Genomic DNA, 23,189 nt, shown 5'->3' with positions numbered 1-23,189 from the left:
TTAATGATGTTAAGCGACAAGTTAATGACTTTTCCTACGCAAGCCTGGCTTACTCTTACCTGCATACTCGACGAGAAATCTTATACTTTACGCGCAGTCCAAGCACGTTTTGAATAACAGCCTTTTAATCGCAAACAATCACGAGAGTGGAGCACCCATCCGATGTCGGCCGCCGATCAAAAAGAACGCGAAACCGATACGCCACTCATTGATGGCTCGGATATTGAGAGTACGATCAATAGCACTGCGACACTTAATGTTGACATCTTGTTGCTGGGGGAAACCGGTACGGGTAAAGATACCTTGGCACAACGAGTACACCGCCTGTCAGGCCGACGAGGCAACTTTGTTGCGGTCAATTGCGCAGCCATTCCGGAGAGCCTCGCCGAAAGCCAATTGTTCGGTGTCAACAGTGGTGCTTATACCGGGGCTGTGCAGTCACGCGCAGGGTTTATCGAAGCGGCTCACCTGGGTACGTTGTATTTGGATGAAATCGATAGCATGCCGCTTTCGCTTCAAGCCAAGCTATTGCGAATGCTCGAATCACGCGGTGTTGAACGGCTCGGCTCAACACGTTTCATCCCGGTCGACATGCGCGTCATTGCGTCCGCTCAACAATCACTGCATGACATGGTCGAGCAAGGCAGCTTCAGGCGGGACCTGTATTTTCGCCTGAACGTCATTAATATCAAGCTGCCGCCGCTGCGTGACCGACGTGAGCGTATCGTACCGTTGTTTCTGGAGATGATTAAACACGAGGCAGAGCACTTCAACTGCACAGCCCCTCACCCCACAACCGAACTGCTCCAGCAGTTGCTGTGTCATCCGTGGCCGGGCAATGTCCGCGAACTACGCTCCACGGCCAAGCGTTTTGTCCTTGGGCTGCCGCCCTTATCGGTATCCACTGCTGAACCTTTGGAACTGGGCCTGAAAGACCGTCTGCAGCGTATTGAGAAAACACTCATCGAAGAGTCTCTACAGCGTCACACTTACAGCGTGGATTGTGTGGCGTTGGAACTGGGTGTCGCCAAGCGCACCCTCTATTATCGAATGAAGCAGCTGGGTGTTGCACTTAACGCCTGCGCACCGTTTGCCGGCACGCAATAAGCTATGAAATACATAGAAACAAGTAACCATCAGCCGATGGAACTGTTTCCAGAGGCTTCGCCACTCACTGTACGAGCGTCGATTATCGAATAACGATGTAGCGCGATTAATCGAAGGCTTATAGAAAAAACCTACAAACCAATCAAACCACAGGTGAAATCATGAGCTCTCCAATCGGCGGCGGCGACAGCCTTACCAGCAAACAGCTTTTTGAACAAATGAAAGCGCTGACTGAGGAAAAAAACAAAGAAACTCTCGAAATGGCAAAGCTGGACAAAGATGCTTCGATTGCCAGTAAATGGGGTCAAATAATTAACAAAGTACAATAAGTAGCACAGGCTTTCTCTAGTTTAATAAATAGAGAAAGCCTCACTATTTTCCTGAGGGAAATATATATGCGCACAACACTTGATAAACAGCGGGAAACCTATTCAGGTGCACCTGGGTTTTCCGTTGAAAAAAGCAGCGATAGCACCCACGACGCGCATTTCTTCAGTGCGGCACTGGAGCAGCACAACATTTACCCGCAGGCGCCCCCTGCCCCAGGAAACAGCCGGTCGCTGATGGACCAATCCGAGCGGTTGAAATCCAACAACGAAAAAATCCCCAAGCTGCTGCGTGAATACTCCAAGACCCACAACGAGCTGAAAATGGCGGACGCCACACAGACCATTATTGAATCAAAAGAAATCCTCAACATCGGCGTCAAGGTCATAAAACACTGCGCTTCGTTCGTTGAGAAAGCCACTAACCTGCAATAGGTGAACCATGCGCCGCTGCCGCTTTATTCTCTTGTGGCTGACCCTCTTATCGGTGCTCAGCGGATGCGGTGAAAGCGTCGAACTGCACCGAAAGTTATCCGAGCAGGAAGCCAATGAGGTGATCGCTGAATTGGCAGACAAGCAGATTCGGGCACAAAAACAGCTGGAAAAAGACGGCGTGGTCGTTCGCGTGCGTACAGACGATATTGCTGCCGCCGTCCACACGCTTGCCGCCGCCGGGTTGCCAAAGACTGCGCGGTCCACGCTGGGCGACGTCTTTCGCAAGGAAGGTGTGATTTCTACACCGCTTGAGGAACGTGCCCGCTATATCTATGCGTTGTCTCAGGAGCTGGAAGCGACCTTGTCCAATATCGATGGGGTTCTAGTCGCCAGGGTGCATGTGGTACTGCCCGAGCGAGTCGCACCGGGAGAGCCGGTACAACCGGCCTCGGCATCGGTCTTCATCAAGCATGATCCACGGCTGGAACCTGACAGCCTGCTGCCGCGCATTCGGCGGATGGTGGCCAGTAGCATACCGGGCATGACCACGGCCGTTGCGAACCCGCAAAAACTGACCGTGATCTTCGTACCGGCTACCGCCTACAAACAAAAGCAGCAACTCGCCTACTTCGGGCCGTTTCTGATTAAGCCGGGTGACCTCACTTTTTGGCAGACCATGCTTACATTGTTCTTTGTCGTCCTGGTAGCCGGTTGCGCAGCAGCGGGGTTCTGGCTGAAAAAGGCGCGCGGCGCTCAACAAGCCGAGCCGAACGCGAATGACGCATGACAACCTCACCTGGGCCAAGTGGTGGGCCTGCCCCTGGCTCGATTCACCCCACGACTGGCCGCCTTTCACCCCTTCATTGCCCTATTCGAAAACACTCTGCCAGAGCCAGCACGCGGCAATGGCAACGGCGTTGGGAATTGTCCCATGCCTGCCTGTCGAACCGTCGCCAGCCCTGCTGCAGTTGGTCCTTGAACCTGCGCAACGCAGAGACCTCATCCTCGCGCTGGTCGGTGGTGTTTACCAGATCAAGACTCACACACCGTTGAGCCAGGAACTGCAACTCTGGTGCGTACGCCTTTCCAAGGCACTGATGCCCAACACCCTGAAAATCAGCACTGAAGACCCCCTGCACTATTTACGCGCCTGGGTAGAACCCTCTGTATGGCAGCGGCTGCGGTTGAGCTTTGACCGCCACCGGGTGCTCGCACTTGAGCAGACCCCTCGACTGAGTGAACCCCACGACAAGCTCGAAACAATTTGGAAGGCCGCTATATGGCGCACCGGTGCGTCAAACAACGAGCCGGTGTTTTCCTTCGCCGAGGAGTCTCAGGACGATGCTGTGCAAACGCACGATTGAGCTTAGCAAGCCGCTTCCTTCACGCACGGGCTCGTTGATTCCTTTGGAAACGTTGGCGGACTGCGCTCGCGACACCGAATTGTTAAACAGTGCCCAGGATCAGGCCGATGAAATTCTGCGCCAGGCCCATGTGCAACGCGATCAGTTGCTGCTGCAGGCACAGCATGAGTTCTGGCAACGCGCCAATCGCCAATTGCACCTGTGGCACACGCAACAGCAGGCGATCCTCGACAACATCGAACGCATCGCCACATCGGTCACCCACAACGCGATTCGCAGCTTGCTCGAGGACACAACGACGACTCAGCGGGTGTCGGCCATGCTCAAGCAAATGCTCGTAGCCCAGGCTCCTGCGATCCGCGCAAAGTTGGTCTGCAACCCACAGGATCAAGCGGATGTAGAGCACTGGTTGAATCAACATACCGAAGCGCCCTGGCGCCTGCAGTGTGACGAGTCCGTTGAGCCACAAGTGCTGATCCTGGAGGCGGAGGAAGGCAGCTTTCGTATCGACTGGGCCTCTTCGATCAATGCGCTGTTGGTGCCTCACTCAGACTTTGTTTCAGAGGAATAACCTCTCAACCGACCTGCTGCTTTTTTTACCGGATATTTAAAAAATCGTGGAACGGATCCCAAACGCAAACCACATAAAAAATACACGTTCAACGGAGATCAGCATATGAAACTCGACGCACGCGAGGGCGGGCAAATCTTCAGGGATTTAAGCAAAAACAACCGGCAGTTCGAACAGCTCGGCCAGGGCGTCCCTGACGAAATATCTTCGAGAGAGTTTTCATCACTGATGGGTGAACACCTCAGGCTCAAACAAGACTTGATGCTACAGACGACTGCCGCCGGCGCAGTTCTCAGCCATCGGGCCGAGATGGGAAAAATCATCTTCAATGGGACCTGAGAGTTTCAGCGAACGGCTCACTCAGTGGCGGGTGGGGACAGAGCAAGAAATCACGCTGTACGAGGGCAGCGACGCCATAAAACTGCGTCGCTACCCGCAGTGTTTTTTGCTCAGCGTCCAACTTACCCATCAGCCACCGCCCACACAAACAGCCATGGAAACATGGCTACGACTGGGTGGGGCAAGCCTGGCGTATTTTCAGGGAGCGCTCTCGGTCGAGTCCTCCACCGGGCAACTCTGGCTACTTCAATGCGTCTCGCAAGAAGCCAATCCGGCCGCTCTTTTTAACCAACTTGAATCCCTTCTCAATCAGCGCGACACCTGGCGCTCCACCGTCAAGCGGTTGGCCAGAACGCCCAAAAGCCTTGGGCCCACTCCGCTGCGTGCGCAGTTTTATTAACTAGAGAGCCCTATATGAGTAACCCCATTTACAAGCGTTTACGCTTGTCTATCAGCTCGCCCTGTGCGCGATTGAAACACGCCGGCTGGCGTATACCAGTGGTTCTGACGTGCCTGCTGATGCCTCTGCAAAGCGCCCTTGCCGCGGTTCCCTCGGAATGGAAAAACACGGCATATGCCTACGAAACCCAGTACAAGCCTGTACGCGAAGTGCTCGAGGACTTCGCCCAAACCTTCGGCACCCAACTGCAAATCGAAGGCCTGCTGGAGGGCGTCGTCAACGGCAAAATACGCGCTAACACGCCCCAGTCCATGCTCGACAGGCTCGGGGTCGAGCACCGCTTCCAGTGGTACCTGTACAACAACACCCTGTACATCAGCACGCTGGATCAGCAAGAGTCTGCGCGGCTGGAGGTTTCGTCGGAAACGATCGCAGACCTTAAAAAGGCCCTGACCGATATTGGCCTGCTCGACAGCCGATTTGGCTGGGGTGAATTGCCGGACGATGGTGTGGTACTCGTCTCCGGTCCCAAACGCTATATCGAGCAGATCAAACAGTTCAGCAGCCAGCGCAGATCCCCGGATGAAAAACAGAGCGTGCTGACTTACCCGCTCAAGTACGCCAACGCGGCCGATCGCACCATTGATTATCGCGGCGAGAAGCTGACCATCGCAGGTGTGGCCAGCGTGCTGCGTGGGTTGCTGGAGCCGCGCTCCAACTCCGCAGTCGCCAACGCCACCCAATCTTCCGGCGCTTCTTCACCGCCGGGCTTGATTACACCCAACGTCCCGCGACTGAACAACCCACTGCTGGAGCAGATGCTCGCCAACCCCACGAACGCGGGAGGGCTGTCGACGGGCGCCTCACTCGGCCCTCGCGCCCCACGCGCTACCAGCCGAATCCGGGTCGAAGCCGACGTGCGCAATAACGCGATTCTGATCTACGACCTGCCTGAGCGCCAAACGATGTACCGCGAGTTGATCACCCAACTCGACGTTGCGCGCAAGCTGGTGGAGATCGACGCCATCATCCTCGACATCGAACGCACAAAGTTGCAAGAGTTCGGGGTTGAATGGGGCTTTCAAAACAGCCGCTGGCGCGGCGGGGTCAATGTGGCACCGGGCACGACCTCGCAGTTGTCGATTGGCAACCCCGGGCGCTTCTACGCTCACATACGTGCCCTGGAAGCCCAAGGGCTGGCAACCCTGGTCTCTAACCCTTCCGTGCTCACCCTGGAAAACCAACCAGCGGTCATCGATTTCAACCGCACGCGGTACCTGAAGGCAGGCAGAGACTACGCAACCGTTTTACCCGTGACCGTCGGGACCAGCTTTCAGGTGGTACCAAGGGTGATCACCAGCCGTGGTGGCCACCAGATCCATTTGGTGGTGGATATTGAAGACGGCAATTTCGACGAACTCAGCCTGCAGCCGGATGACCTTGATGTTCGTCGCGGCAAGGTCAGCACCCAGGCAGTGATGGCGGAAAAACGTTCATTGGTGGTCGGTGGTTTCCATGTCACAGACAACAAGGACAAACACAGCAAGGTGCCGCTGCTGGGCGATATTCCGTTGCTGGGCAAGGCATTGTTCTCCTCCACTGAACGACAGAACAGTCGACGCGAGCGCTTGTTCATCCTCACCCCACGGGTCATCGGTGACCAGGCTGACCCTTCGCGTTACTTGCCTCAGGAGGATCAGGCTCAGTTGCAGGCAGCCCTCAAGCCCCTGGCGCGCCGGCAAGCCGCCCATCAACCGCCTATAAATCGCAGCGATATCACCAACGCCCTGGCGCACCTGGTCAGCGGCGAAGTGCCAGACGGTTTCAAGGCGGGGCCAATGCCCCTGCAGTTGGACACCCTGTGCGCCACGCGCGACCTGTTGGCACTCAACAGCGAGCGCAGCCAGTGGTACACCGGCCCACAATTCAACGTAGCGGTGGTGGTCGTGCGCAACCAGATCAAACGCAACGTGCGTATCGATGAAAAAGAATGCAGCAACTCACAAACGCTGGCGGTGAGTGTCTGGCCACGCGCCTGGCTCAAGCCAGGTGAAGAAGCTGAAGTGTTTATCGCCATGCGGCCCGTCGTGAAAGATGAACATATCGGCACCCCCCGCCCTTCCCTCCTCACCGCCCCCTTGAAGACCACGCCATGAAACACGCACTCTTGAGCATTATCATGATCGGCGCAGCAATCATCGCCGCGGGCTGTACGCCAACCTGCAAAGGCGACTCCTGCACGCGTCCGCAATCGAGCAGTGACAAAATGGTGGTCTGGTGGCCGCCAGAGATGCGCGTAGACGCCGGCCCCTCTGGGGAACGGGCAGACTACCAGACCATTTCCCTGGAACGATGAGCCTCATAACACGGCCTGACGATGCGCTGCATCGTCAGGTTTTTTTGGCCGACGTGCGCAGTGGCGTTGCCGCTCACCTGCAACTCCTGCGCGGTATCCAACTGTGCACGCTGCAAGCCGGCACCCGCCAGGGGCTGGCCTTGCACGTTGCGCGCGAAGCGCTGCAAGCCGGGCAGGTGCAACAGGCACTGGAACGACGTTTTGAGCAAGCACTGACGTATGACGATTGTTTTGTCTATCTCGACGCGCAGGGCAATTTGGTCATCTGGCGCTCGCTGCCGGCTCAACACGATGCGCTTGAGAGTGCCATCAGCCGCCTGTTGTCACTGGCCAACCTTGATGCATTGGATGCTCACGCCACGCGTTGATCAGCGCCGTTCCAGCTCAGGCAATTCCAGGGTCTCACGCTTGGCTTCATCATCCAGTTCACGCAAGGTGCGGTAGATCAGCGCGACGGCCTGCAGGGTTTCTCGGGGGATACTGGCGCCAAGCTTATGGGTGTAGAGCGTGCGGGCCAGCCATACACACTGAATGACCGGCACGTCAGCCGCTTTAGCCCTTTTGATCAGTTCACGCGCGTCGGCATCCGTGCCTTTGTCCACCAGCAACGGCAGCGGTGTCTTGCCGGGGCGGTAATACAACGCGACGGCAAAGTGCGTTGGGTTGACGACCAACATGTCGGACTCTTCCAGCTTGGGCAGCTTGACCTTCGGCTCTTCCTGAGCCAATTGCTGCGCCAGCGAACGGCGCTGGCCCTTCACATGGGGGTCGCCCTCCATGTCCTTGTACTCCTTGACGACTTCGACCTGGGTCATGCGCATGCGCTTGGCAAAGAAGTGCTTCTGCAGCGTCAGGTCGATAAGTGCCAGCACCAGCAACAGGCCCAGGCACGCATGCAGCAGGTAGCGAAACAGCTCGATCAGCGCCAGGATATAAGAGGGCAGGTCGCTGTTGGCCAAATTGATCAAGGCGCCAAGGGAGGGACCGATCACCGCATACAACACCACACCTAACAGCACGGCCTTGGCGACCCCCATCAGCAGGTTCATCAGCGACTGCGCGGAGAACATCTGTTTGAGCTGATTAAGGGGGTTGAGACGTTTGAAATCCAACTTGAGGATTTCTGGCGCGAACAGCAAGCCGAACTGCATCCAGCTACTGAGCAGCTTGACGGCGATCGCCACTGAAGCCATCAGCAATGCAAAGGAAAAAAACACCACCATGGCGTCGAGCAACACCTCTTCCAGGGCTGACACAAAGGGTCGGCCGAGGCGGGATATCGGCAGCAGCAGCATTTCCTGAAACCGCTGAAGGCTACGGTCAGCGGTCCATAGCGCGATCTCGCTGATGGCTGTCAGCACCATAAGCTTGCCGACATCCTGGCTTTGGGCAACCTGGCCTTTCTTGCGTTGATCACGCAGTTTCTTGGCACTGGCCGGGTGTTTTTTCTCACCGGAATCACTCATGGCATTCCCACCTTGAACATCAGCCCAAGGGCGTGCCTGAGTTCAGTCAGCAGGCTTAAGCGGCCGACGATCAGGTCCTGCAACAGTTCAAAATACAACAGCAAAATACCAATACCCGCCAGGCATTTGACCGGTGGGGCCAGCGTGCTCACCTGCAACTGCGGGCTATAAAGCCCCAGCAGTGCAATGCCAAACTCCAACAACAGCAGCACCGCGATAAAAGGTGCGGCGTAGAGCATCATGTGGGTGAACGTGTCGCCGAGCAGGCTGAGAAACACGCCAAACCCATTGGCGTGCGGAAGTGGAAACCATACGGTTGGCGGCCAGATCGAGTAACTGTCCCAGATCACTTGCGTCAGCGCCCCAAGCCCCAGGGTGGCCATCAACAAAAAAATCGTCAGCTCCTTGAACAGATGCCCGATGGGTGTCGCATCCGGGCCAAGCGAAGGGTTGAGCTGGCCACCGGCCAAGGCTCCCCGCTGGTTATCCAGCAGCGCTCCCACCGCCTCGAACATCCAGAACGGCATCGACAGTAATATGCCCAGCAATGTCCCCAGGGCCGCCTCTTTAAGCACCAACGCGCTGAGCATCAGCGTAGAGAATTCCTGGTCGGCAAAGGTTGCATGGATGCCCGGCGCAGGCAGCAGCGCCAGCGCCGCTACAATGGTGTGGCGCGGCATACCACGGATATGCTGAAAACAAAACGCCGCGACCAGAAAGGCGCAAGGGTAGATGCGCGCCATGCCGACCAACAGGCTGGGCAGGTAATCAAGATAGTGCAGCACAGGTGAAACCTCAGTTCAGCGCGGAGCGAGAGATCATGTCGAATGTCAGATTGATCAGTTGAATCAACTCCACACCGATCCAGCGCCCCGTCATGACCAGCGTGATCCCCACTGCCACCAGCTTGATGCCAAACGGCAAGGTCTGGTCCTGTACCTGCATCAACGCCTGTACAAGAGAGGTCAGTACGCCGACCACCACCGCCACAATCAACGGCGGTGCCGACAACACCACGACCAGCAGCATGCCCTGCTTGAACAGCACGATCGGTTCCATACGCCACTCAGAGATAAGAAAAGAAGAGGCTGTCGAGCAGCCGTGACCACCCGGAAACCATCACGAACAACAACAGTTTGAGCGGCAGGGAAATGGTCATCGGCGAGACCATCTGCATGCCCAATGCCAGGAGCAAATTGGAGACAATCAGGTCGATCACAATGAACGGAATGTAGATGAGGAAGCCGATCTCGAACCCAGCCTGCAATTGCGACAGCACAAAGGCAGGCACCAACAGAATCAAGTCTTCTCGCTGAACTTCCTGGGCCATGGCGGCCGGCCATAGGCGCCCAGTGTTCTCCAGCAAGTGCGTCAACACATCCGGGTCAATATTGCGCAGCATGAATGCGCGCAAGGGTTTGATCGCCTCCCCGCCGGTGTGCAAGGCCATCTGCACACTGCTTAAATCCAGCGGCGATACCTTGACGGTTTCGGCGATCTCGTAACCCACCGGCGCCATGATAAACAGCGTCGCCGCCAGCGCGATGCCATTGATGGCCATGCTCGGTGGTACTTGCTGCACGCCTATCGCGTTGCGGGTGATCATCAGCACAATGACAATTTTCAAAAAGGCCGTACACACAATCAACAGCATGGGCATCAGTGACAATGCGCCCAGGAACAGTGCAAGTACAAAGGGGTCTATGCCCTGAATACTCATCGCGAAAAAACCACTCGCGTCACCTGCAGGCCCAAGCGCCCATCCACTTCTACCAACTGCCCCTGGCCGATCGGCCGATCACCGTAGTACAGGCCGGCCATTCCCGGCGCATAACCGGTAATACCCAATACTGAACCCTCAACCAGGTTGCGCAGCTCGCCCAGCGTCAAGTTGAGCATTCCACAGCGCACGCTTAACGCCATGCTCAAGTCATCGAACGGTTCGTGCCCGAATACTTCGGCCACGGGTTCATCTTCCGGCTCAGCGTAATAGGCTGCTGAAAAATCCTCGTTCACACTCGTGTCCTCTATAGAAGTCAGGGTCAGGCACAGCGGCCCGGTGTCATCGTCAATGCAGCCGTGCAGGCGCTGCCTGCCGACCTGCACGTAGCCATTGCCCTGGGATTGAAAAAAAGCCTGCTCGAGCACCAGCACATCACCCATCCGCAGGCTGCGTACTTGTGCGATGGGTAGCTGCAAGGTCCCAAGGGGCACGGCCATTGCCAGCTGGAACTGCGCCGGCATCGGCGCGGCGATAGAGCGCCAAGGCGCGGCCTCGCACAACGCCAGAAAGCTCTGGTGGGCCAGCCACACGTAGCCCACGACCCGAGAGGCTCCCAATGTCACGCTGAATCGGCAGCCGAAACCTACCGGACGCGCAGTCACCAGCAATCGCATATAGCCAAACAGCGCTTTCACCTGGGGACTGAGGTGGTGCTCAAAGAGTGGCCAGAACCATGAATGTGGATCGTTTCCAGCCTTGGCCAATGGCACAGGGCATTCACCCAGCAGGCTCAACAACGGCCCCGCTTCAGCGAACGCCAATACCCCGAGGGCAGTTTCAAAGCACAATGCCTCACCGCCAACAGGCGCACGCCCGGGCTCGATCAGCAGCTCACCCGCTTGCCCTGCAACCTGAAACGGCAAACGCAGCCCGCGCCCCAGCCTGCGGCGCGCAGCCACCGTGTCCTGCTTGATCACAGGCAGCGCCAAAAAGGGCACCTTCATCATGAACGGTCACCTGGCAGATAAAACCTGACCGGTTGCCCCAAGGCTTGCGTGCACCTTTCCTGGCATTGCTGCCGCACGCCGCGCAGCCAACGGTTGGTGGCATCGTCCTCTGCCTCCAGTTCAATGGACCAACTGCTTTGCTCACGATGCACAAGGGCGTTGATCCGCCCCAGGCGTGGCAAGCTCAGTACGAATTGCAGCGGCCACTGTGTACCGGCCTGAATCGGCGCCACGAGTTGGTCGACCAATACATCGGCCCTGGCGGCCTCGACTGAGGCCTTGATATCCAGGCGCGAATGCCCAAAACGCTTCTCTGCAGCACCGCCTGCAAGCAGATGCGCAAACAGTCGCCCTTGCTCCAAGGGAACGTAAGCCCCCACGCCAGGCTCGCGTTCCTCCCGTAGTTCACGCGTGCGTCGGTGCTCAGGCGCGGTATTTGAAACCTGTGTCATAGCGAATCCCGAGCGAGCAAATTGGACAGTTCCTGAAGTTTTTCCACCTGGCGCAAACACTCCGTGGCGTACTTTTGGGCACTGCCCACCTGGATGTCCTTGTCCTTGTGCTGCGCTTGCAGTGCCTGCACCTGGCCTTCGTCGCGCAAGGTGCTGGCCGACAACGAACGCTCTTGTGACCCCCAGGCGTTCAGCGCTTTGAGCGTGAGCACCTGGCCCTGATGCTCGCTGAGCAACTGCGCACTTTGCCGAGCCTCCTCCTGACGGGTTTGCTCAAGGGCTTGCTGGGCCTGTTGAATATGGGTCTGCAGGGTTTGCCGCGCTCGCTTGGCCTCACGCAAGGCCCGTTCGGCGCGGTCGGCCCGATGACGACGCAGGCGCCGCAAGGTCTCGATATCCGCCATCGACACGTCAGAATGGGACATAGGCCGTCAGCTCCTTGAGTTGCTCCAGCGTGGCCGCCATCGGCGAGGGTTCACGCAAGTCCTGGCGCAGGAAACTGTCCACTGCGCTGCGACTGTCTACCGCCAAGTCGGTCAATGCATCGCTACCCGGCTGGTACTCACCCAGCTTGAGCATCAGCTCGATCTGCTGGTACGCCGATAACAGCCGACGTAGCGCCGTGCCGGCCTGGATATCCCCGGGCTCGGCCACGTTGCTCAAGATCCTCGAAAGGCTGGCCAATACGTCCACTGCCGGATAGTGCCCACGCTCGGCCAGCTTGCGAGACAGCACGATATGGCCATCGAGCAGCGAGCGAACTTCATCGGCCACCGGGTCGCTCATGGAGTCCTGCTCGATCAGCACCGTGTAGATCGCCGTGATCACACCTTCGCGCGTCAACCCGGCACGCTCGACCAACCGCGGCAACAGGCTGTATACCGAAGGTGGCAAACCACCACGGCCCAGAGGCTCGCCGGCGGCGAGGCCAATTTCTCGCTGGGCCCTGGCGAACCGTGTGAGGGAATCGATCAAAAGCAGCACGCGCTTGCCCTTGCGTCGAAAGCCTTCAGCCAAGGCTGTCGCCGTGAAGGCTGCGCGTGCCCGCTCCATGCTCGAACGATCCGAGGTGGCACACACCAGTACGGCTTTGGCGCGCAGTTGATCATCGAGTTCATGATCAAGAAACTCGCGCAGCTCCCGGCCTCGCTCGCCGATCAGGCCGAACACAATCACGTCACACTCAACGTTGCGGGCTATCTCTGCCAGCAACGTAGTCTTGCCGCAGCCGGCCCCGGCAAACAGGCCGACACGCTGCCCTTCGCCCAGCGTCAACAGCCCGTCGATCGAACGCACGCCCGTGGCCAGCGCGCGGTTGATTCGCGGCCTGTCGGTGGGCAAAGGCGCTTCGCACAAAACGGGGCTGGTGTCCGGCGAATCGACCAGCGCAAAAGCGCTGGCGCCTTCACCGGTAATCGGCCGCCCAAATCCATCCAGCACCTGGCCCAGTAGCTTCTCGCTGACCTGTACCTGATGGGATATGCCCAGGCGCTCGACACTGGCCCCCACACGCACGCCTTCCAGGTTACCCAGCGCACTGAGCACGGCATCCTGCTGGTCGAATCCGATAATTTCGGCGAGCATGTGCTCGCCTTGCTTTTCCACTTGGCACAAGTCGCCTATGCGTGCCTGAGGCAGTCGACATTGCAGTAACATGCCGTTCACGCGCTGCACGCGCCCGCGTATCGTCACCGGCGCAAAACCTGCCAGCGTCTGAGACTGGTGCCGCTGCCAGGTGTCGAGGCGCGCCTGCAAATCCTTATTCACCAACGCACCTCATAGCGCTGCGCGCCCTCGAAAACCACCTTGCTGTTGTCAATCATCACCAGGCGCAAGTCGTCCACTTGGTCTCCTACAAACAGTCGGTTGCCATCCTCCAGCACGACGTGACCATTCGCCCCTCCGATAATCTGAACGATCTTGAATGGCAGCTCATTGTCGTGCGCACGCACACGGCTGAGCACTGGCACAACGCTGTCGAACTGCTCACCAAATCGATCGAGCATGCGCGTCACCAACGCCAGGTCCTCCTCGGAAACATCGCCGTTGAGCGCGACCTGGCCATTGATCACCTGCAAACTGACCCGCTGGCTCAAATCACGCTCACTGAGCATATTCAGCAACTGCTGGCGCACCTCGAACGGCGAGGCCAGTTCGGTTTTCTGGGGCCCTGTTGGCATCAGTGAGGCCTGTGGATCACGCTCCCCGGTGGAGGCAATGCCCACCACCATGATGATGACTGCGACCACCAGCACCACACTGATCAAACGCTTTTGCTGCGAGTGGCCGAGGGCCGACAACTTCAACGTCTGGGGCGCTTCTTTGGCCACAACCTTGGCTGGCGTTGCCGGCACGGGTGCTTCGGGCCAAGGCTGATCAGCTACGGCGACATACAGCCGAATGGCGCCCACACCAAATTGTTCGCCCAGCGCCAGATGCGTGATCTGCGCCACTACCTGCCCTTTTGCGCCCTGCAACAGCCCAGCCTGGGCCTGCACCGACCATGTGGAGCCGACCAAGCGCAACACCGCATGCTGCTCGGCGATTCCTGGATCGCTCAGCACCAAGTCAGCCTCTGCATGAGCACCGATGCTCCACTGCTCACCGAACAGCGGCAGCGCAGCCCCTTGGTGCAGGCCATCGAGAACACGCAGCTCGAACATCATTGGACGCTCCGCTGTGCTGAAACTGGCGCAGTCTTCATGCCGCCGTACCACGCATCAGCTCGGTCTGGCCGAGGTCAAAACGCCCCAACACTTTCACCTTTGAGGTGCTCCCCAATTCGGCAAAAGACATCACAGGGACATGGTTGAACTCTTCGAGCAAAAGAGTGCGCAAAGGGCTGCGCAAATCCTGCGCCACCAGCATCACGCTTTTGCTTTTGGGGCGAGCCACGAAGGCTTGGTTGAGCAGGTGGATCAGTGACGCGCTGCTGTCATTATCAAGGGCAAAAAACACCCCGGTCTGGGTCTGGCGCAGCGATTCGCGCAGCACGTTTTCGGTCTGTGGAGACAGCAGCCACGCATGCAGGCCGTCGGCCTCACTGTACTGGTGGAAAATCTGCGATTTAAGCGCAATGCGCGCGTAGTCCGCCAAAGCGTCCGGCTCTCGTTCATGCTGGCCGTATTCAATCAGCGACTCGACAATCAACCTCACGGCACGCAGCGGAACGCCTTCGCCTGCCAGACGTTGCAGGACAGCCGAGAACCGCGACAGCGGCATGATTCGCTGTAGTTCCTGCACCAGTTCCGGCTGGTTGTGTTCAAGCCAGCTGAGAATTGACTTACTCTCCTGGATCCCCAGGAACTGGGGGCCGGAGAGCATCATCGCCTGCTTCATGCGCTCAACGATCAGGTTCGTCGCAGTGAAGCGCTCAAGCGCGGGGTCATCAAGCAAAGGATCATCTGGCGCCAACCACACCCAATCCTGCTCATCGCGTTCGGCCAGGCCCGGTATCGCGTGCTCCGGTACTTGCGCCAAGGCTGTACGCTCCACGGCCACCTGCGTAACAACCGAAGCCTTGATCATCGGCACTTCGTGTACGCAGAAGCGCATTTCATCGTCCGCCAACGAGTCGTCGAGTTCGACCTCGAACGGCGGCAACGTCAACCCGATATTCGCAACGAGCGCATTGCGGGCCTGACGAAGGCCATGAACCAGATCAACCACCTCGGGCGTTCCACGCAAGACGGGAGAAAACTGCAGGAGATAGGGGCGTGACGGGTCAAAGCCGCGCAAGTCCTCTTCACCGTTTTCTTCCGGGCGCACGGCCTGCGTGGCCTCGGCCGCGGGAGCTTCTTGGCGTTGACGTTGGCGCGCGAGGTAATAGCCCAGGGAGCCCGTCATCAGTGAGATAAAAATAAACACCAGGGTCGGCATGCCAGGCAACGCCGCAAACGCGAGCATGCCCACCGATGCAATCATCCAGCTCTTGGGTTCGCTGGTCATCTGACGGGCAATTTCTGCGCCCATGTTAGTGACGCCCCGGCGCCCATCCGGCGCGGCGCGGGTGATGATCATGCCCGCCGTCAGCGAGATCAGCAGCGCAGGGATTTGCGCAATCAAACCGTCACCGATGGTCAATACCGAATACAGCGCAATGGATTCGCCGGCGCTCATGCCATGCTGGAACATGCCTGTGGAAAAGCCGCCCAACAGGTTGATCAGCACGATCACCAGACCTGCAACGGCATCGCCCTTGACGAACTTCATGGCGCCGTCCATGGCCCCGAACAGCTGGCTCTCGCGAGACAACTGGTCGCGCTTGTCCCGCGCCTGATTACCGTCGATCAGTCCTGCACGCAAGTCGCTGTCGATAGACATTTGCTTGCCGGGCATCGCGTCCAGACTGAAGCGTGCGGCCACTTCGGCAACCCGCTCGGAACCCTTGGTGATCACCAGAAAGTTGACCAGGGTGAGGATCATGAAGATCACCAACCCTACGGCCAGGTTGCCACCCACCACAAAGTTGCCGAACGCCTCGACGATGTCACCGGCGTCTTGCTCCAGCAGGATCAACCGCGTGGTCGCAATCGACAGTGCCAGGCGAAACATGGTGGTCAGCAGCAGAATCGAGGGGAACGACGAAAACGCCAAAGGCCCCGGCAGGTAAAGCGCCAGAACGATCAGCAAGCAGGCAATACAGATGTTCAGCGCGATGAGGATATCCACCAGCCAGGTCGGCAGCGGCACGATGAAGATAAACACAATCGCCAGTACCACGACAGCACCAAGGACTTCAGCACGTTGTGCGACCTTGAGCAGCCAGTGGTTGATAACCGCAAGCGCTGTCACATCAACGCCCTCGGCTCAATCTGGCCCTTCTCCAGGCGCGTGAACTCATCCATCACGAGCAGGAAGTTATGCAAAGCCTCCTCACGCCCCCGCGAGTCGCGCCATAAGGCCGCAGGCAAACCTTTGATCAAAGGATAAAGCGCATTGAGAGAGGCCAACTGGCGGGCCGCCGCATCCCCAGCCAAGTCATCCGCCAGCAGTTGAACCTCGGAGGGGGCAATGCCATTGCCGGCATACCCCAATAGACGCTGCAACAGGTCAACGGCGTCGTGTTCAACGTGCAGGCGCTGAACCAGGTCCTGGCAATTGGACAGCACCCCGCCCAATTGACCACAGCTCTGTAACCCCAACAAAAGCGTGCGCAATTTGGCGGTAGGAATCGACGAGACGTACGCCGCAATATCATCCGCCAGGGCCCGGCGCATAAGATTGAGCCCGACCGCAAACTGCTCGCCACCGTACTCTTTCAAAAGTGCCTGCATCATGCTGGCCAGGGATTGGCGCACGACCACATTGGCATAGTAGAGCGTACGTATCGCCTGGCATTGCGCAGGATCATCACTGCCTGACTGCAGGGCCAGGGCAATATTGAGGCCCGCCTGGATCTCCCGCTTGTACTGAATCTCCAGCTTGGCCAGCGCAGCACGTGCCAGTGCCGCCTCGCTTTTGACTTGCGCGTCACGCGTCGACGCTGCCTGGGTCTGGCGCACGAGTGCTTCAGCCTGCGCCGTAAGCTGACGAAGCACGACATAGGTACGTGCAGGGTCCCCACCCGTGAGGTCAACTAATTTTTCGAGACTCTGCTGGCGCTCCAGATACTGCCTGGCCACGATGACCATCTTTGCCAGGCTTTTCTGGGCGGGATGGCCGAGTCGATCATAGAGCTGCGCGAGCTGCTCCACAGGTGTGACAGGCCCGCTAATGGCGCGTCGGGTCAACGCAGTGCTTTGAGCGGCGGCTTCCTGGCTGAAAATGCCGGCGAGCGCATCCAAACCTGGCGCAGCATCCTGCGACCGGGTCGGAGCAACCTTCTCGGAAACGGACGGCTCCAAGCGCTGGATTCTGTGCAGATCGGGGTTGAATTCGACTTTCATGGGCATGCCAGGACAGGGAGTTTGTGTCTCTATGTGGCAACCCCATGCCATACAGTTCCATCAAAACCACACACACTCTGTGCTTTGAAAATACCCGCACAAAACCACCTGCCGTTTTGCAAGTACCTGCGCAAAATCACACTATTTCAATATATTTATATATATAAATCAGAAAGTTAAGCGATTTTTTCATTTGGCACAGCCAGTGCAAAAGGGGTTCCCGTCGAACTTACTTCGATAGCGTCTACCCTGAGGAAAAAATCGTGAATATCCCTATTGAAGCTTTAGCGCAGCTCGTTGGCGACTCGCCTCAATTCATGCTCCAACTGACGGACGACCAGCAGAAAAAACTCCGGCGTTTTATTCATAAACGCGTACTCAACCCCGAGGACGCCGACGACATCCTGCAATTGACCTACCTGGAGGCTTGGCGCAACAGAGAGCGGTTCAGTGGCCAGGCCACCCTCAGTACCTGGATGTGCGGCATTGCGCAAAACCTGGTCCGCAACCATTTCCGGCGCCTGTATGCCAAACCGGTGCATTGCGAATTCGATGAATCGCTGTGGCATGGCCAAGAGGAAAACAAGAATCTGGATTGGGAATTCGAGATCAACCGCCGACTGGAAAAAACCTTGAGCGCCATTGATCACTTGCCGGCGGAAATGCGTAAGACGCTCTACGCATCGCTGGAGACCGATGGGAGTTACCAGGACACCGCCGACGTGCTGGACATCCCTATCGGCACGGTTCGCTCACGCCTGTCACGGGCGCGCGAACACTTGAAACGCGTCACGCACAACCCGTCGCAACCGTAAGCTGGCCCGGGGGGGCAAGCGTTGGGCGGCAGGGATATCTGCCCAACCGAATTATGCTTTACCGTGCGCAGGAACAGGATCACAAGCCGCGCCCAATGGCACTTTGGAGATCATCGTCAAATGGCCTGCAGCGCCACACCCTTGTGATCACACATTTAATACAGTCGGCAGAACAGCGCAAAACCCATGTGGGAGCGGGCTTGCTCGCGAAAGCGGTGCACCAGTCAACACATGCATCAACTGACAATCTGCTTTCGCGAGCAAGCCCGCTCCCGCCTTGGATCTTCGTGGCTGAAACACCCGTACCCGCCACACCACTCGTCGCCGTTTGGCCTGATTTAGTTTAAACAGTTGAAAGCGTAGATAAAATTTTGAAATAAACGCTTGACGCATATGCGTTCTACGCGAATAATGCGCGCCACTTGGCTACGTAGCTCAGTTGGTTAGAGCATAGCATTCATAATGCTGGGGTCCGGGGTTCAAGTCCCTGCGTAGCCACCAAGTACTAAAAACGGCTTACCGAAAGGTAGGCCGTTTTTTTATGCCTGCAGAAAAGTGCTCGGGCATACTCTCTGCGATCAACACCCCAAAATGCTGCTTTGAGTGTCATCCATGAGCCTCAGCGTTTTCGCAATCATCATGCTGGGCGCCGCCCTTCACGCCACCTGGAATGCGGTGGTCAAAGGCGGCGTCGACAAGCTGCTGACCACCTGTATGATCGCATCCGCCGCGTCATTGCTTGCGCTGGCGGCCATCCCGTTTCTGGCGCTACCGGCCAGAGAGAGCTGGCCCTTCATCGGCGCATCGGTGGTGTTGCAGGTGCTGTATTTCGTGCTGGTGGCCTCGACCTACCGCATTGCCGACATGAGCCAGACCTATCCGATCATGCGCGGCACGGCGCCGCTGCTGGTGGCATTGGTGAGTGTGCTGTTGTTGCACGAGCCGCTGTCGGCGTTTGCCTGGCTTGGCATTGGCATGATCTGCCTGGGTATCTTGAGCATGGCCGCAGCGCCCTCGGCCGGGCATAACAAAGGGCTGGTGCTGGCGCTGATAAACGCCTTGGTGATAGCCGGCTATACGCTGATCGATGGCTTGGGCGTGCGCAAGTCAGGCGCACCAGCGGCTTACACGCTGTGGATATTTTTGCTCACCGGCATCCCGCTGGCCGCGTGGGCTTTAGCTGCCCGGCGTGCAGCGTTCTGTCGCTACGTCGCCCGCAACTGGCGGCTCGGCGCCGTCGGCGGCGCAGGCACTGTGGCGTCATACGGCCTGGCGCTGTGGGCGATGACACAAGCGCCCATCGCGACGGTTTCGGCCTTGCGTGAGACCTCGATCCTGTTCGGCGTAGTGATGTCGGCCTGGGTGCTCAAAGAACATCTCACGCGGGCTCGCATCATTGCCGCCGGCATTATTGCCGTCGGGGCGATGGTGTTGCGCCTGGGCTGACCAGGACACATGCGCACAAAAAAACTGAGGATCTGTACTTTGACGCTCCAGGTAACCCGCTGCTAGTGTCCTGCCTCCCTACATGGAGCACCTGTGATGAAACTGGATATCTATCAAGTCGACGCGTTCAGCCAACAGGTCTTCGGTGGTAACCCGGCGGCTGTCTGCCCGCTGACCGAGTGGCTGCCCACAGAGCAACTGCACCACATCGCCGCTGAAAACAATCTGTCGGAAACCGCATTTTTCGTGCCCCGGGGCGATGTGTATGAGCTGCGCTGGCTCACCCCCGAAGTCGAAGTGGACCTGTGTGGCCATGCAACGTTGGCCGCCGCCTGGGTGTTGATTCATAAACTGCCGAATGCCCCTGAAGTCTTGCGCTTTGCTACCCGCAGCGGTGAGCTTCGCGTGACGCGCAATGGCGACGAACTGGCAATGGACTTCCCGGCCAAACAGCCCGAGCGTTGCGAGCCGCCAGCCGGCCTGTTGAGCGCGCTGGGGCTCGAACACGCCGAGGTGTATGCCACTGACGACTACATCGTCCTGGTTGATGACGAAGCCCAGGTCGCGGCACTCACGCCAGATTTTGCACGCCTCAAGGGCCTGCCCAAACGCGGAATAGCGGTGACGGCCAAAAGCACGCGCTTTGATTTTATTTCCCGTTGGTTTGGCCCGAACGTGGGCGTCAATGAAGACCCGGTCACCGGCTCGGCGCACACCTCGTTGGCACCGTTCTGGGCCGAGCGCCTGGGCAAGTCACACTTGAGCGCCGAACAGGGCGGCAAGCGCCGTGGGCAACTGCGGTGTGAACTCAAAGGTGACCGTGTGATCATCTCGGGCCATGCAGCGCTCTACCTGCAAGGCACGATTTACCTGTAAAAAGGACTGCCCCAAGGACAACAGATCATTCTCAAAATGAACGGAGTTCAGCGCGTGTTTTCGATTTCCCGCCGTCAACTGTCGATGGTTGCCGCAGCGCTCGCGCTGGCCGGCTGCCACACCCCCGTCAACGAACAACCTCCGGCACCGGAACTGGGCTCGGGTTACCGCACCGACCTCACCACCCGCCACGCCGAACGCCATATGGCCGCCGCCGCCAACCCGCTGGCGGCCGAAGCCGGGCGCGAGATGTTGCGCCAGGGCGGTTCGGCGATTGACGCGGCGATTGCGATGCAGGCTGTGCTGACCCTGGTGGAGCCGCAGTCTTCCGGCATCGGCGGAGGTGCGTTCATCATGCTGTGGGACGGCAAGAATGTGCACGCCTATGACGGCCGTGAAACGGCACCCGCCGGCGCGACGGAGCGCCTGTTCCTGAAGGCCGACGGCTCGCCGATGGCGTTCCCCGAAGCGCAGATTGGCGGGCGTTCGGTCGGCACGCCGGGCGTCTTGCGGGCACTGCAGATCGCGCATCAAAAGACCGGGCACCTGCAATGGGCCAAGCTGTTTGAACCGGCGATTCGACTGTCGGAACAAGGCTTCGCAATTTCCCCACGCCTGCACGCGCTGATTGCTGCCGACCGCTACATTCCCCAGTCGCCGGAAATGGCGGCTTACTTCCTGAACGCCGATGGCTCGCCTAAAGCCACCGGTACACTGCTGAAAAACCCGGCACTGGCTGCTGTGTTCAAGCGCATCGCCAAGGAAGGGCCAGACGCGCTGTACCAAGGGCCGATTGCCGATGAAATCGCGCGCAAGGTCCAGGGCAATCGCAATGCGGGCAGCCTCTCGCAGGCTGACCTTAAGGGCTACACCGCCAAGGAACGCACGCCGTTGTGTACCGACTACAAGCAATACCGGGTATGCGGCATGCCGCCGCCGTCATCGGGCGGTATAGCCGTCGCGCAGATCCTCGGCACCTTGCAGGCAGTAGAGGCCCGCGACCCGCGCCTGGCCATCGCGCCGATGCAACCGGTGAAGAGTGCATCGCCTGCCGGTCTTGAGCCTGTGCCCGAAGCCGTACACCTGATCGCCGAAGCGGGCCGCCTGGCGTTTGCCGACCGTGCGCTGTATGTGGCCGACTCGGACTTCACCCCGGTACCGGTCGCCGGCCTTGTCGCCCCCAACTACCTGGCACAGCGCGCCACCTTGATTGGCGAACGCAGCATGGGCATTGCCAAGCCGGGCACACCTGCGGGCATCCAGGTGGCCTACGCGCCGGACCGCTCGCCGCTGCGCATCTCCACCTCGCAAGTGGTGGCGGTGGATGACCAGGGCGGCGCAGTCTCGATGACCACCACGGTGGAGGCCGCGTTCGGCTCACACGTGATGGTCCAGGGCTTTTTGCTCAACAACCAGATGACCGACTTTTCGTTTATCCCGCAAGAAAACGGCCAGCCCGTGGCCAACCGCGTCGAACCCGGCAAGCGCCCGCGCTCGGCCATGGCCCCGACCCTGGTGTTCGACCGCCAGAGCGGCGAGCTGCTGGCGACGGTGGGTTCACCGGGCGGTTCGCAAATCATCGAGTACGTGAGCAAATCCCTGGTGGCCATGCTCGACTGGAACCTCGATCCGCAAGCCGCCATCAGCCTGCCCAACTTCGGCAGCCGCAATGGCGCGACCGAACTGGAGGCCGGCCTGTTCAGCCCAGCGTTGAAACAAGCGCTGCGTGACAAGGGCCACGCGTTGAGCGAAATCGATATGACCAGCGGCATCCAGGCCATTGTTCGCACGCGCGATGCTCAAGGCAAGGTCACCCTGAGCGGCGGCGCCGATCCTCGGCGTGAAGGCGAAGCGGTCGGCGACTGAATGTTCTACAAACGGAGAGAATGCCGTGCAACAGGCTGATAATCTCGGCGCCCTCCCCGGCGTCGACCATGGTTTTTGCTCGATCAATGACTCTGCGCGCCCGGACGCGGTGTTCTTCTGCAAGCAGGTACACAGCGCGACGGTGATTGAATGGCAGGCGCAGCTGGCAACCAACAGTGTGGCGGCGGATGGTGTGTTCACGCGCGTGCATCAACCGATTGCGGTGATCACGGCCGATTGCCTGCCCATTCTTATCGCGGCTGAAGACGGTGCGATGGTCGCAGCGGTGCATGGCGGTTGGAAGGGGTTGCAAGGCGGGATTATCGCCAATGCCGTGCAACAATTTGCCGACGAAGGTATCGCCGTGGACCAGTTGCAGGTGGCAATCGGACCGTCAATCAAAGCGTGTTGCTATGAAGTGAGCGAGGACTTTATTGCGCAGTTTCAGGCGGACCAAGGCCACCTGTGGCGTGACGGTCGGGCGCCGTGGAGCTTGCTGCAACCGGCGTCTTTGCTGCCCCCCGAAATTGCCCCGCCCTATGCCAGGCAAACGGGAAGTGCCTGGTTTGATTTGAGCGGCTACGGAGTGATGTTGCTGCAAGCGGCAGGGCTTAAGCCTGAGCAGATCGAAGTCAGTGAAGTGTGTACGTATTGCACCTCCTCCACCTTCGCCAGCTATCGCAGGCGCACGCATCACCCTGAAGAAGCGAAGACGTTGATCTATTCGTGGATTGCTCGCAACCCCTGATCAG

General features: G+C 58.7%; 27 protein-coding genes and 1 tRNA gene. 17 read left to right on the top strand and 11 right to left on the bottom strand.

Annotation, left to right across the window (positions count from 1 at the left end):
• Positions 1 to 162 precede the first annotated feature (162 nt).
• The 11 genes from ACTD9P_RS01190 (at position 163) to ACTD9P_RS01140 (ending at position 7,266) form a co-directional block, all read left to right on the top strand.
• Complete coding sequence (locus ACTD9P_RS01190; protein WP_438866375.1) at positions 163 to 1,107, top strand: sigma 54-interacting transcriptional regulator; 945 nt, start codon at positions 163 to 165, stop codon at positions 1,105 to 1,107.
• Between the two features lie 161 nt (positions 1,108 to 1,268).
• Entirely contained in the window at positions 1,269 to 1,436 is a 168-nt protein-coding gene (locus tag ACTD9P_RS01185; protein WP_438866374.1) for a hypothetical protein, read from the top strand.
• A 66-nt stretch (positions 1,437 to 1,502) separates the two neighbouring features.
• Positions 1,503 to 1,868: a hypothetical protein gene (locus tag ACTD9P_RS01180; protein ID WP_438866373.1), complete on the top strand. Its 366-nt coding sequence runs from the start codon at positions 1,503 to 1,505 to the stop codon at positions 1,866 to 1,868.
• 7 nt (positions 1,869 to 1,875) lie between these two features.
• A complete protein-coding gene (sctJ, locus tag ACTD9P_RS01175) occupies positions 1,876 to 2,655 on the top strand; it encodes a type III secretion system inner membrane ring lipoprotein SctJ (RefSeq protein WP_438866372.1) in 780 nt (259 codons plus the stop codon).
• Positions 2,645 to 3,232: a type III secretion protein gene (locus ACTD9P_RS01170; RefSeq protein WP_438866371.1), complete on the top strand. Its 588-nt coding sequence runs from the start codon at positions 2,645 to 2,647 to the stop codon at positions 3,230 to 3,232. Before sctJ ends, ACTD9P_RS01170 begins: the two co-directional genes overlap by 11 nt.
• The gene (gene sctL, locus ACTD9P_RS01165; protein WP_438866369.1) at positions 3,210 to 3,803 is read left to right on the top strand and encodes a type III secretion system stator protein SctL; all 594 of its coding nucleotides are present in this window, start codon (positions 3,210 to 3,212) and stop codon (positions 3,801 to 3,803) included. The genes ACTD9P_RS01170 and sctL overlap by 23 nt, the downstream gene beginning before the upstream one ends.
• Before the next feature lie 105 nt (positions 3,804 to 3,908).
• On the top strand, positions 3,909 to 4,142 hold the full coding sequence (locus ACTD9P_RS01160) for a hypothetical protein (RefSeq protein ID WP_438866368.1): 234 nt from the start codon (positions 3,909 to 3,911) through the stop codon (positions 4,140 to 4,142).
• A complete protein-coding gene (locus ACTD9P_RS01155; protein ID WP_438866367.1) occupies positions 4,132 to 4,542 on the top strand; it encodes a type III secretion protein in 411 nt (136 codons plus the stop codon). Before ACTD9P_RS01160 ends, ACTD9P_RS01155 begins: the two co-directional genes overlap by 11 nt.
• Before the next feature lie 14 nt (positions 4,543 to 4,556).
• Complete coding sequence (sctC, locus tag ACTD9P_RS01150) at positions 4,557 to 6,698, top strand: type III secretion system outer membrane ring subunit SctC (protein ID WP_438866366.1); 2,142 nt, start codon at positions 4,557 to 4,559, stop codon at positions 6,696 to 6,698.
• Positions 6,695 to 6,898: an HrpT family type III secretion system protein gene (gene hrpT, locus ACTD9P_RS01145; RefSeq protein WP_438866365.1), complete on the top strand. Its 204-nt coding sequence runs from the start codon at positions 6,695 to 6,697 to the stop codon at positions 6,896 to 6,898. The genes sctC and hrpT overlap by 4 nt, the downstream gene beginning before the upstream one ends.
• Positions 6,895 to 7,266 carry a transcriptional regulator gene (locus ACTD9P_RS01140; protein ID WP_438866364.1) on the top strand — a complete coding sequence of 124 codons (372 nt, stop codon included), beginning with the start codon at positions 6,895 to 6,897 and terminating at the stop codon, positions 7,264 to 7,266. Before hrpT ends, ACTD9P_RS01140 begins: the two co-directional genes overlap by 4 nt.
• Here ACTD9P_RS01140 and sctU read toward each other — a convergent pair whose 3' ends face one another.
• The 11 genes from sctU to ACTD9P_RS01085 are packed head-to-tail and all read right to left on the bottom strand — an operon-like array spanning position 7,267 to position 17,434.
• On the bottom strand, positions 7,267 to 8,364 hold the full coding sequence (gene sctU, locus ACTD9P_RS01135; RefSeq protein ID WP_438866363.1) for a type III secretion system export apparatus subunit SctU: 1,098 nt from the start codon (positions 8,362 to 8,364) through the stop codon (positions 7,267 to 7,269).
• A complete protein-coding gene (gene sctT, locus ACTD9P_RS01130; RefSeq protein WP_438866362.1) occupies positions 8,361 to 9,149 on the bottom strand; it encodes a type III secretion system export apparatus subunit SctT in 789 nt (262 codons plus the stop codon). Before sctT ends, sctU begins: the two co-directional genes overlap by 4 nt.
• A gap of 10 nt (positions 9,150 to 9,159) precedes the next feature.
• A complete protein-coding gene (gene sctS / locus ACTD9P_RS01125; RefSeq protein ID WP_138816950.1) occupies positions 9,160 to 9,423 on the bottom strand; it encodes a type III secretion system export apparatus subunit SctS in 264 nt (87 codons plus the stop codon).
• 7 nt (positions 9,424 to 9,430) lie between these two features.
• Positions 9,431 to 10,084, bottom strand: a complete 654-nt coding sequence (gene sctR / locus ACTD9P_RS01120) for a type III secretion system export apparatus subunit SctR (protein ID WP_138816951.1) — start codon at positions 10,082 to 10,084, stop codon at positions 9,431 to 9,433.
• Positions 10,081 to 11,091 (bottom strand): FliM/FliN family flagellar motor switch protein, encoded by a 1,011-nt coding sequence (locus ACTD9P_RS01115; RefSeq protein WP_438866441.1) that lies wholly within the window; start codon positions 11,089 to 11,091, stop codon positions 10,081 to 10,083. The genes sctR and ACTD9P_RS01115 overlap by 4 nt, the downstream gene beginning before the upstream one ends.
• Positions 11,091 to 11,546 (bottom strand): type III secretion system HrpP C-terminal domain-containing protein, encoded by a 456-nt coding sequence (locus tag ACTD9P_RS01110; RefSeq protein ID WP_438866361.1) that lies wholly within the window; start codon positions 11,544 to 11,546, stop codon positions 11,091 to 11,093. Before ACTD9P_RS01110 ends, ACTD9P_RS01115 begins: the two co-directional genes overlap by 1 nt.
• Complete coding sequence (sctO, locus tag ACTD9P_RS01105; protein ID WP_438866360.1) at positions 11,543 to 11,971, bottom strand: type III secretion system stalk subunit SctO; 429 nt, start codon at positions 11,969 to 11,971, stop codon at positions 11,543 to 11,545. The genes ACTD9P_RS01110 and sctO overlap by 4 nt, the downstream gene beginning before the upstream one ends.
• Positions 11,958 to 13,313 carry a FliI/YscN family ATPase gene (locus ACTD9P_RS01100; protein ID WP_438866359.1) on the bottom strand — a complete coding sequence of 452 codons (1,356 nt, stop codon included), beginning with the start codon at positions 13,311 to 13,313 and terminating at the stop codon, positions 11,958 to 11,960. Before ACTD9P_RS01100 ends, sctO begins: the two co-directional genes overlap by 14 nt.
• Positions 13,310 to 14,209, bottom strand: coding sequence for an FHA domain-containing protein (locus ACTD9P_RS01095; protein ID WP_438866440.1), 900 nt, complete (start codon positions 14,207 to 14,209; stop codon positions 13,310 to 13,312). Before ACTD9P_RS01095 ends, ACTD9P_RS01100 begins: the two co-directional genes overlap by 4 nt.
• A 37-nt stretch (positions 14,210 to 14,246) precedes the next feature.
• On the bottom strand, positions 14,247 to 16,340 hold the full coding sequence (gene sctV / locus ACTD9P_RS01090; protein ID WP_438866358.1) for a type III secretion system export apparatus subunit SctV: 2,094 nt from the start codon (positions 16,338 to 16,340) through the stop codon (positions 14,247 to 14,249).
• Positions 16,337 to 17,434: a TyeA family type III secretion system gatekeeper subunit gene (locus ACTD9P_RS01085; protein ID WP_438866357.1), complete on the bottom strand. Its 1,098-nt coding sequence runs from the start codon at positions 17,432 to 17,434 to the stop codon at positions 16,337 to 16,339. Before ACTD9P_RS01085 ends, sctV begins: the two co-directional genes overlap by 4 nt.
• A gap of 263 nt (positions 17,435 to 17,697) precedes the next feature.
• On the opposite strand from ACTD9P_RS01085, the gene ACTD9P_RS01080 reads away from it, so the two are divergent.
• The 6 genes from ACTD9P_RS01080 to pgeF all read left to right on the top strand — a co-directional run bounded on the left by ACTD9P_RS01080 (position 17,698) and on the right by pgeF (position 23,185).
• Positions 17,698 to 18,249, top strand: coding sequence for an RNA polymerase sigma factor (locus ACTD9P_RS01080; protein ID WP_438866356.1), 552 nt, complete (start codon positions 17,698 to 17,700; stop codon positions 18,247 to 18,249).
• 424 nt (positions 18,250 to 18,673) lie between these two features.
• Positions 18,674 to 18,750, top strand: a tRNA-Met gene (locus ACTD9P_RS01075).
• Between the two features lie 111 nt (positions 18,751 to 18,861).
• Complete coding sequence (locus tag ACTD9P_RS01070) at positions 18,862 to 19,695, top strand: EamA family transporter (protein ID WP_438866355.1); 834 nt, start codon at positions 18,862 to 18,864, stop codon at positions 19,693 to 19,695.
• A gap of 96 nt (positions 19,696 to 19,791) precedes the next feature.
• Positions 19,792 to 20,571 (top strand): PhzF family phenazine biosynthesis protein, encoded by a 780-nt coding sequence (locus ACTD9P_RS01065; RefSeq protein ID WP_438866354.1) that lies wholly within the window; start codon positions 19,792 to 19,794, stop codon positions 20,569 to 20,571.
• 36 nt (positions 20,572 to 20,607) lie between these two features.
• Positions 20,608 to 22,437 carry a gamma-glutamyltransferase gene (ggt, locus tag ACTD9P_RS01060; RefSeq protein ID WP_438866353.1) on the top strand — a complete coding sequence of 610 codons (1,830 nt, stop codon included), beginning with the start codon at positions 20,608 to 20,610 and terminating at the stop codon, positions 22,435 to 22,437.
• 25 nt (positions 22,438 to 22,462) lie between these two features.
• Positions 22,463 to 23,185 (top strand): peptidoglycan editing factor PgeF, encoded by a 723-nt coding sequence (gene pgeF / locus ACTD9P_RS01055; protein ID WP_438866352.1) that lies wholly within the window; start codon positions 22,463 to 22,465, stop codon positions 23,183 to 23,185.
• Positions 23,186 to 23,189 lie beyond the last annotated feature (4 nt).

The sequence above is a fragment of the Pseudomonas onubensis genome, assembly GCF_965653655.1.
Classification (GTDB): Bacteria; Pseudomonadota; Gammaproteobacteria; order Pseudomonadales; family Pseudomonadaceae; genus Aquipseudomonas.
Note: the sequence above shows the minus strand (reverse complement) of the source record. Positions and strands in the feature narration are given on the sequence as shown.

Bases quoted from the DNA above. Each gene is read 5' to 3' on its own strand.
- ACTD9P_RS01190 (WP_438866375.1), top strand. From the start codon at position 163: ATGTCGGCCGCCGATCAAAAAGAACGCGAAACCGATACGCCACTCATT.
- ACTD9P_RS01185 (WP_438866374.1), top strand. From the start codon at position 1,269: ATGAGCTCTCCAATCGGCGGCGGCGACAGCCTTACCAGCAAACAGCTT.
- ACTD9P_RS01180 (WP_438866373.1), top strand. From the start codon at position 1,503: ATGCGCACAACACTTGATAAACAGCGGGAAACCTATTCAGGTGCACCT.
- sctJ (WP_438866372.1), top strand. From the start codon at position 1,876: ATGCGCCGCTGCCGCTTTATTCTCTTGTGGCTGACCCTCTTATCGGTG.
- ACTD9P_RS01170 (WP_438866371.1), top strand. From the start codon at position 2,645: ATGACGCATGACAACCTCACCTGGGCCAAGTGGTGGGCCTGCCCCTGG.
- sctL (WP_438866369.1), top strand. From the start codon at position 3,210: ATGCTGTGCAAACGCACGATTGAGCTTAGCAAGCCGCTTCCTTCACGC.
- ACTD9P_RS01160 (WP_438866368.1), top strand. From the start codon at position 3,909: ATGAAACTCGACGCACGCGAGGGCGGGCAAATCTTCAGGGATTTAAGC.
- ACTD9P_RS01155 (WP_438866367.1), top strand. From the start codon at position 4,132: ATGGGACCTGAGAGTTTCAGCGAACGGCTCACTCAGTGGCGGGTGGGG.
- sctC (WP_438866366.1), top strand. From the start codon at position 4,557: ATGAGTAACCCCATTTACAAGCGTTTACGCTTGTCTATCAGCTCGCCC.
- hrpT (WP_438866365.1), top strand. From the start codon at position 6,695: ATGAAACACGCACTCTTGAGCATTATCATGATCGGCGCAGCAATCATC.
- ACTD9P_RS01140 (WP_438866364.1), top strand. From the start codon at position 6,895: ATGAGCCTCATAACACGGCCTGACGATGCGCTGCATCGTCAGGTTTTT.
- sctU (WP_438866363.1), bottom strand. From the start codon at position 8,364: ATGAGTGATTCCGGTGAGAAAAAACACCCGGCCAGTGCCAAGAAACTG.
- sctS (WP_138816950.1), bottom strand. From the start codon at position 9,423: ATGGAACCGATCGTGCTGTTCAAGCAGGGCATGCTGCTGGTCGTGGTG.
- sctR (WP_138816951.1), bottom strand. From the start codon at position 10,084: ATGAGTATTCAGGGCATAGACCCCTTTGTACTTGCACTGTTCCTGGGC.
- ACTD9P_RS01115 (WP_438866441.1), bottom strand. From the start codon at position 11,091: ATGAAGGTGCCCTTTTTGGCGCTGCCTGTGATCAAGCAGGACACGGTG.
- ACTD9P_RS01110 (WP_438866361.1), bottom strand. From the start codon at position 11,546: ATGACACAGGTTTCAAATACCGCGCCTGAGCACCGACGCACGCGTGAA.
- sctO (WP_438866360.1), bottom strand. From the start codon at position 11,971: ATGTCCCATTCTGACGTGTCGATGGCGGATATCGAGACCTTGCGGCGC.
- ACTD9P_RS01095 (WP_438866440.1), bottom strand. From the start codon at position 14,209: ATGTTCGAGCTGCGTGTTCTCGATGGCCTGCACCAAGGGGCTGCGCTG.
- ACTD9P_RS01085 (WP_438866357.1), bottom strand. From the start codon at position 17,434: ATGAAAGTCGAATTCAACCCCGATCTGCACAGAATCCAGCGCTTGGAG.
- ACTD9P_RS01070 (WP_438866355.1), top strand. From the start codon at position 18,862: ATGAGCCTCAGCGTTTTCGCAATCATCATGCTGGGCGCCGCCCTTCAC.
- ACTD9P_RS01065 (WP_438866354.1), top strand. From the start codon at position 19,792: ATGAAACTGGATATCTATCAAGTCGACGCGTTCAGCCAACAGGTCTTC.
- ggt (WP_438866353.1), top strand. From the start codon at position 20,608: ATGAACGGAGTTCAGCGCGTGTTTTCGATTTCCCGCCGTCAACTGTCG.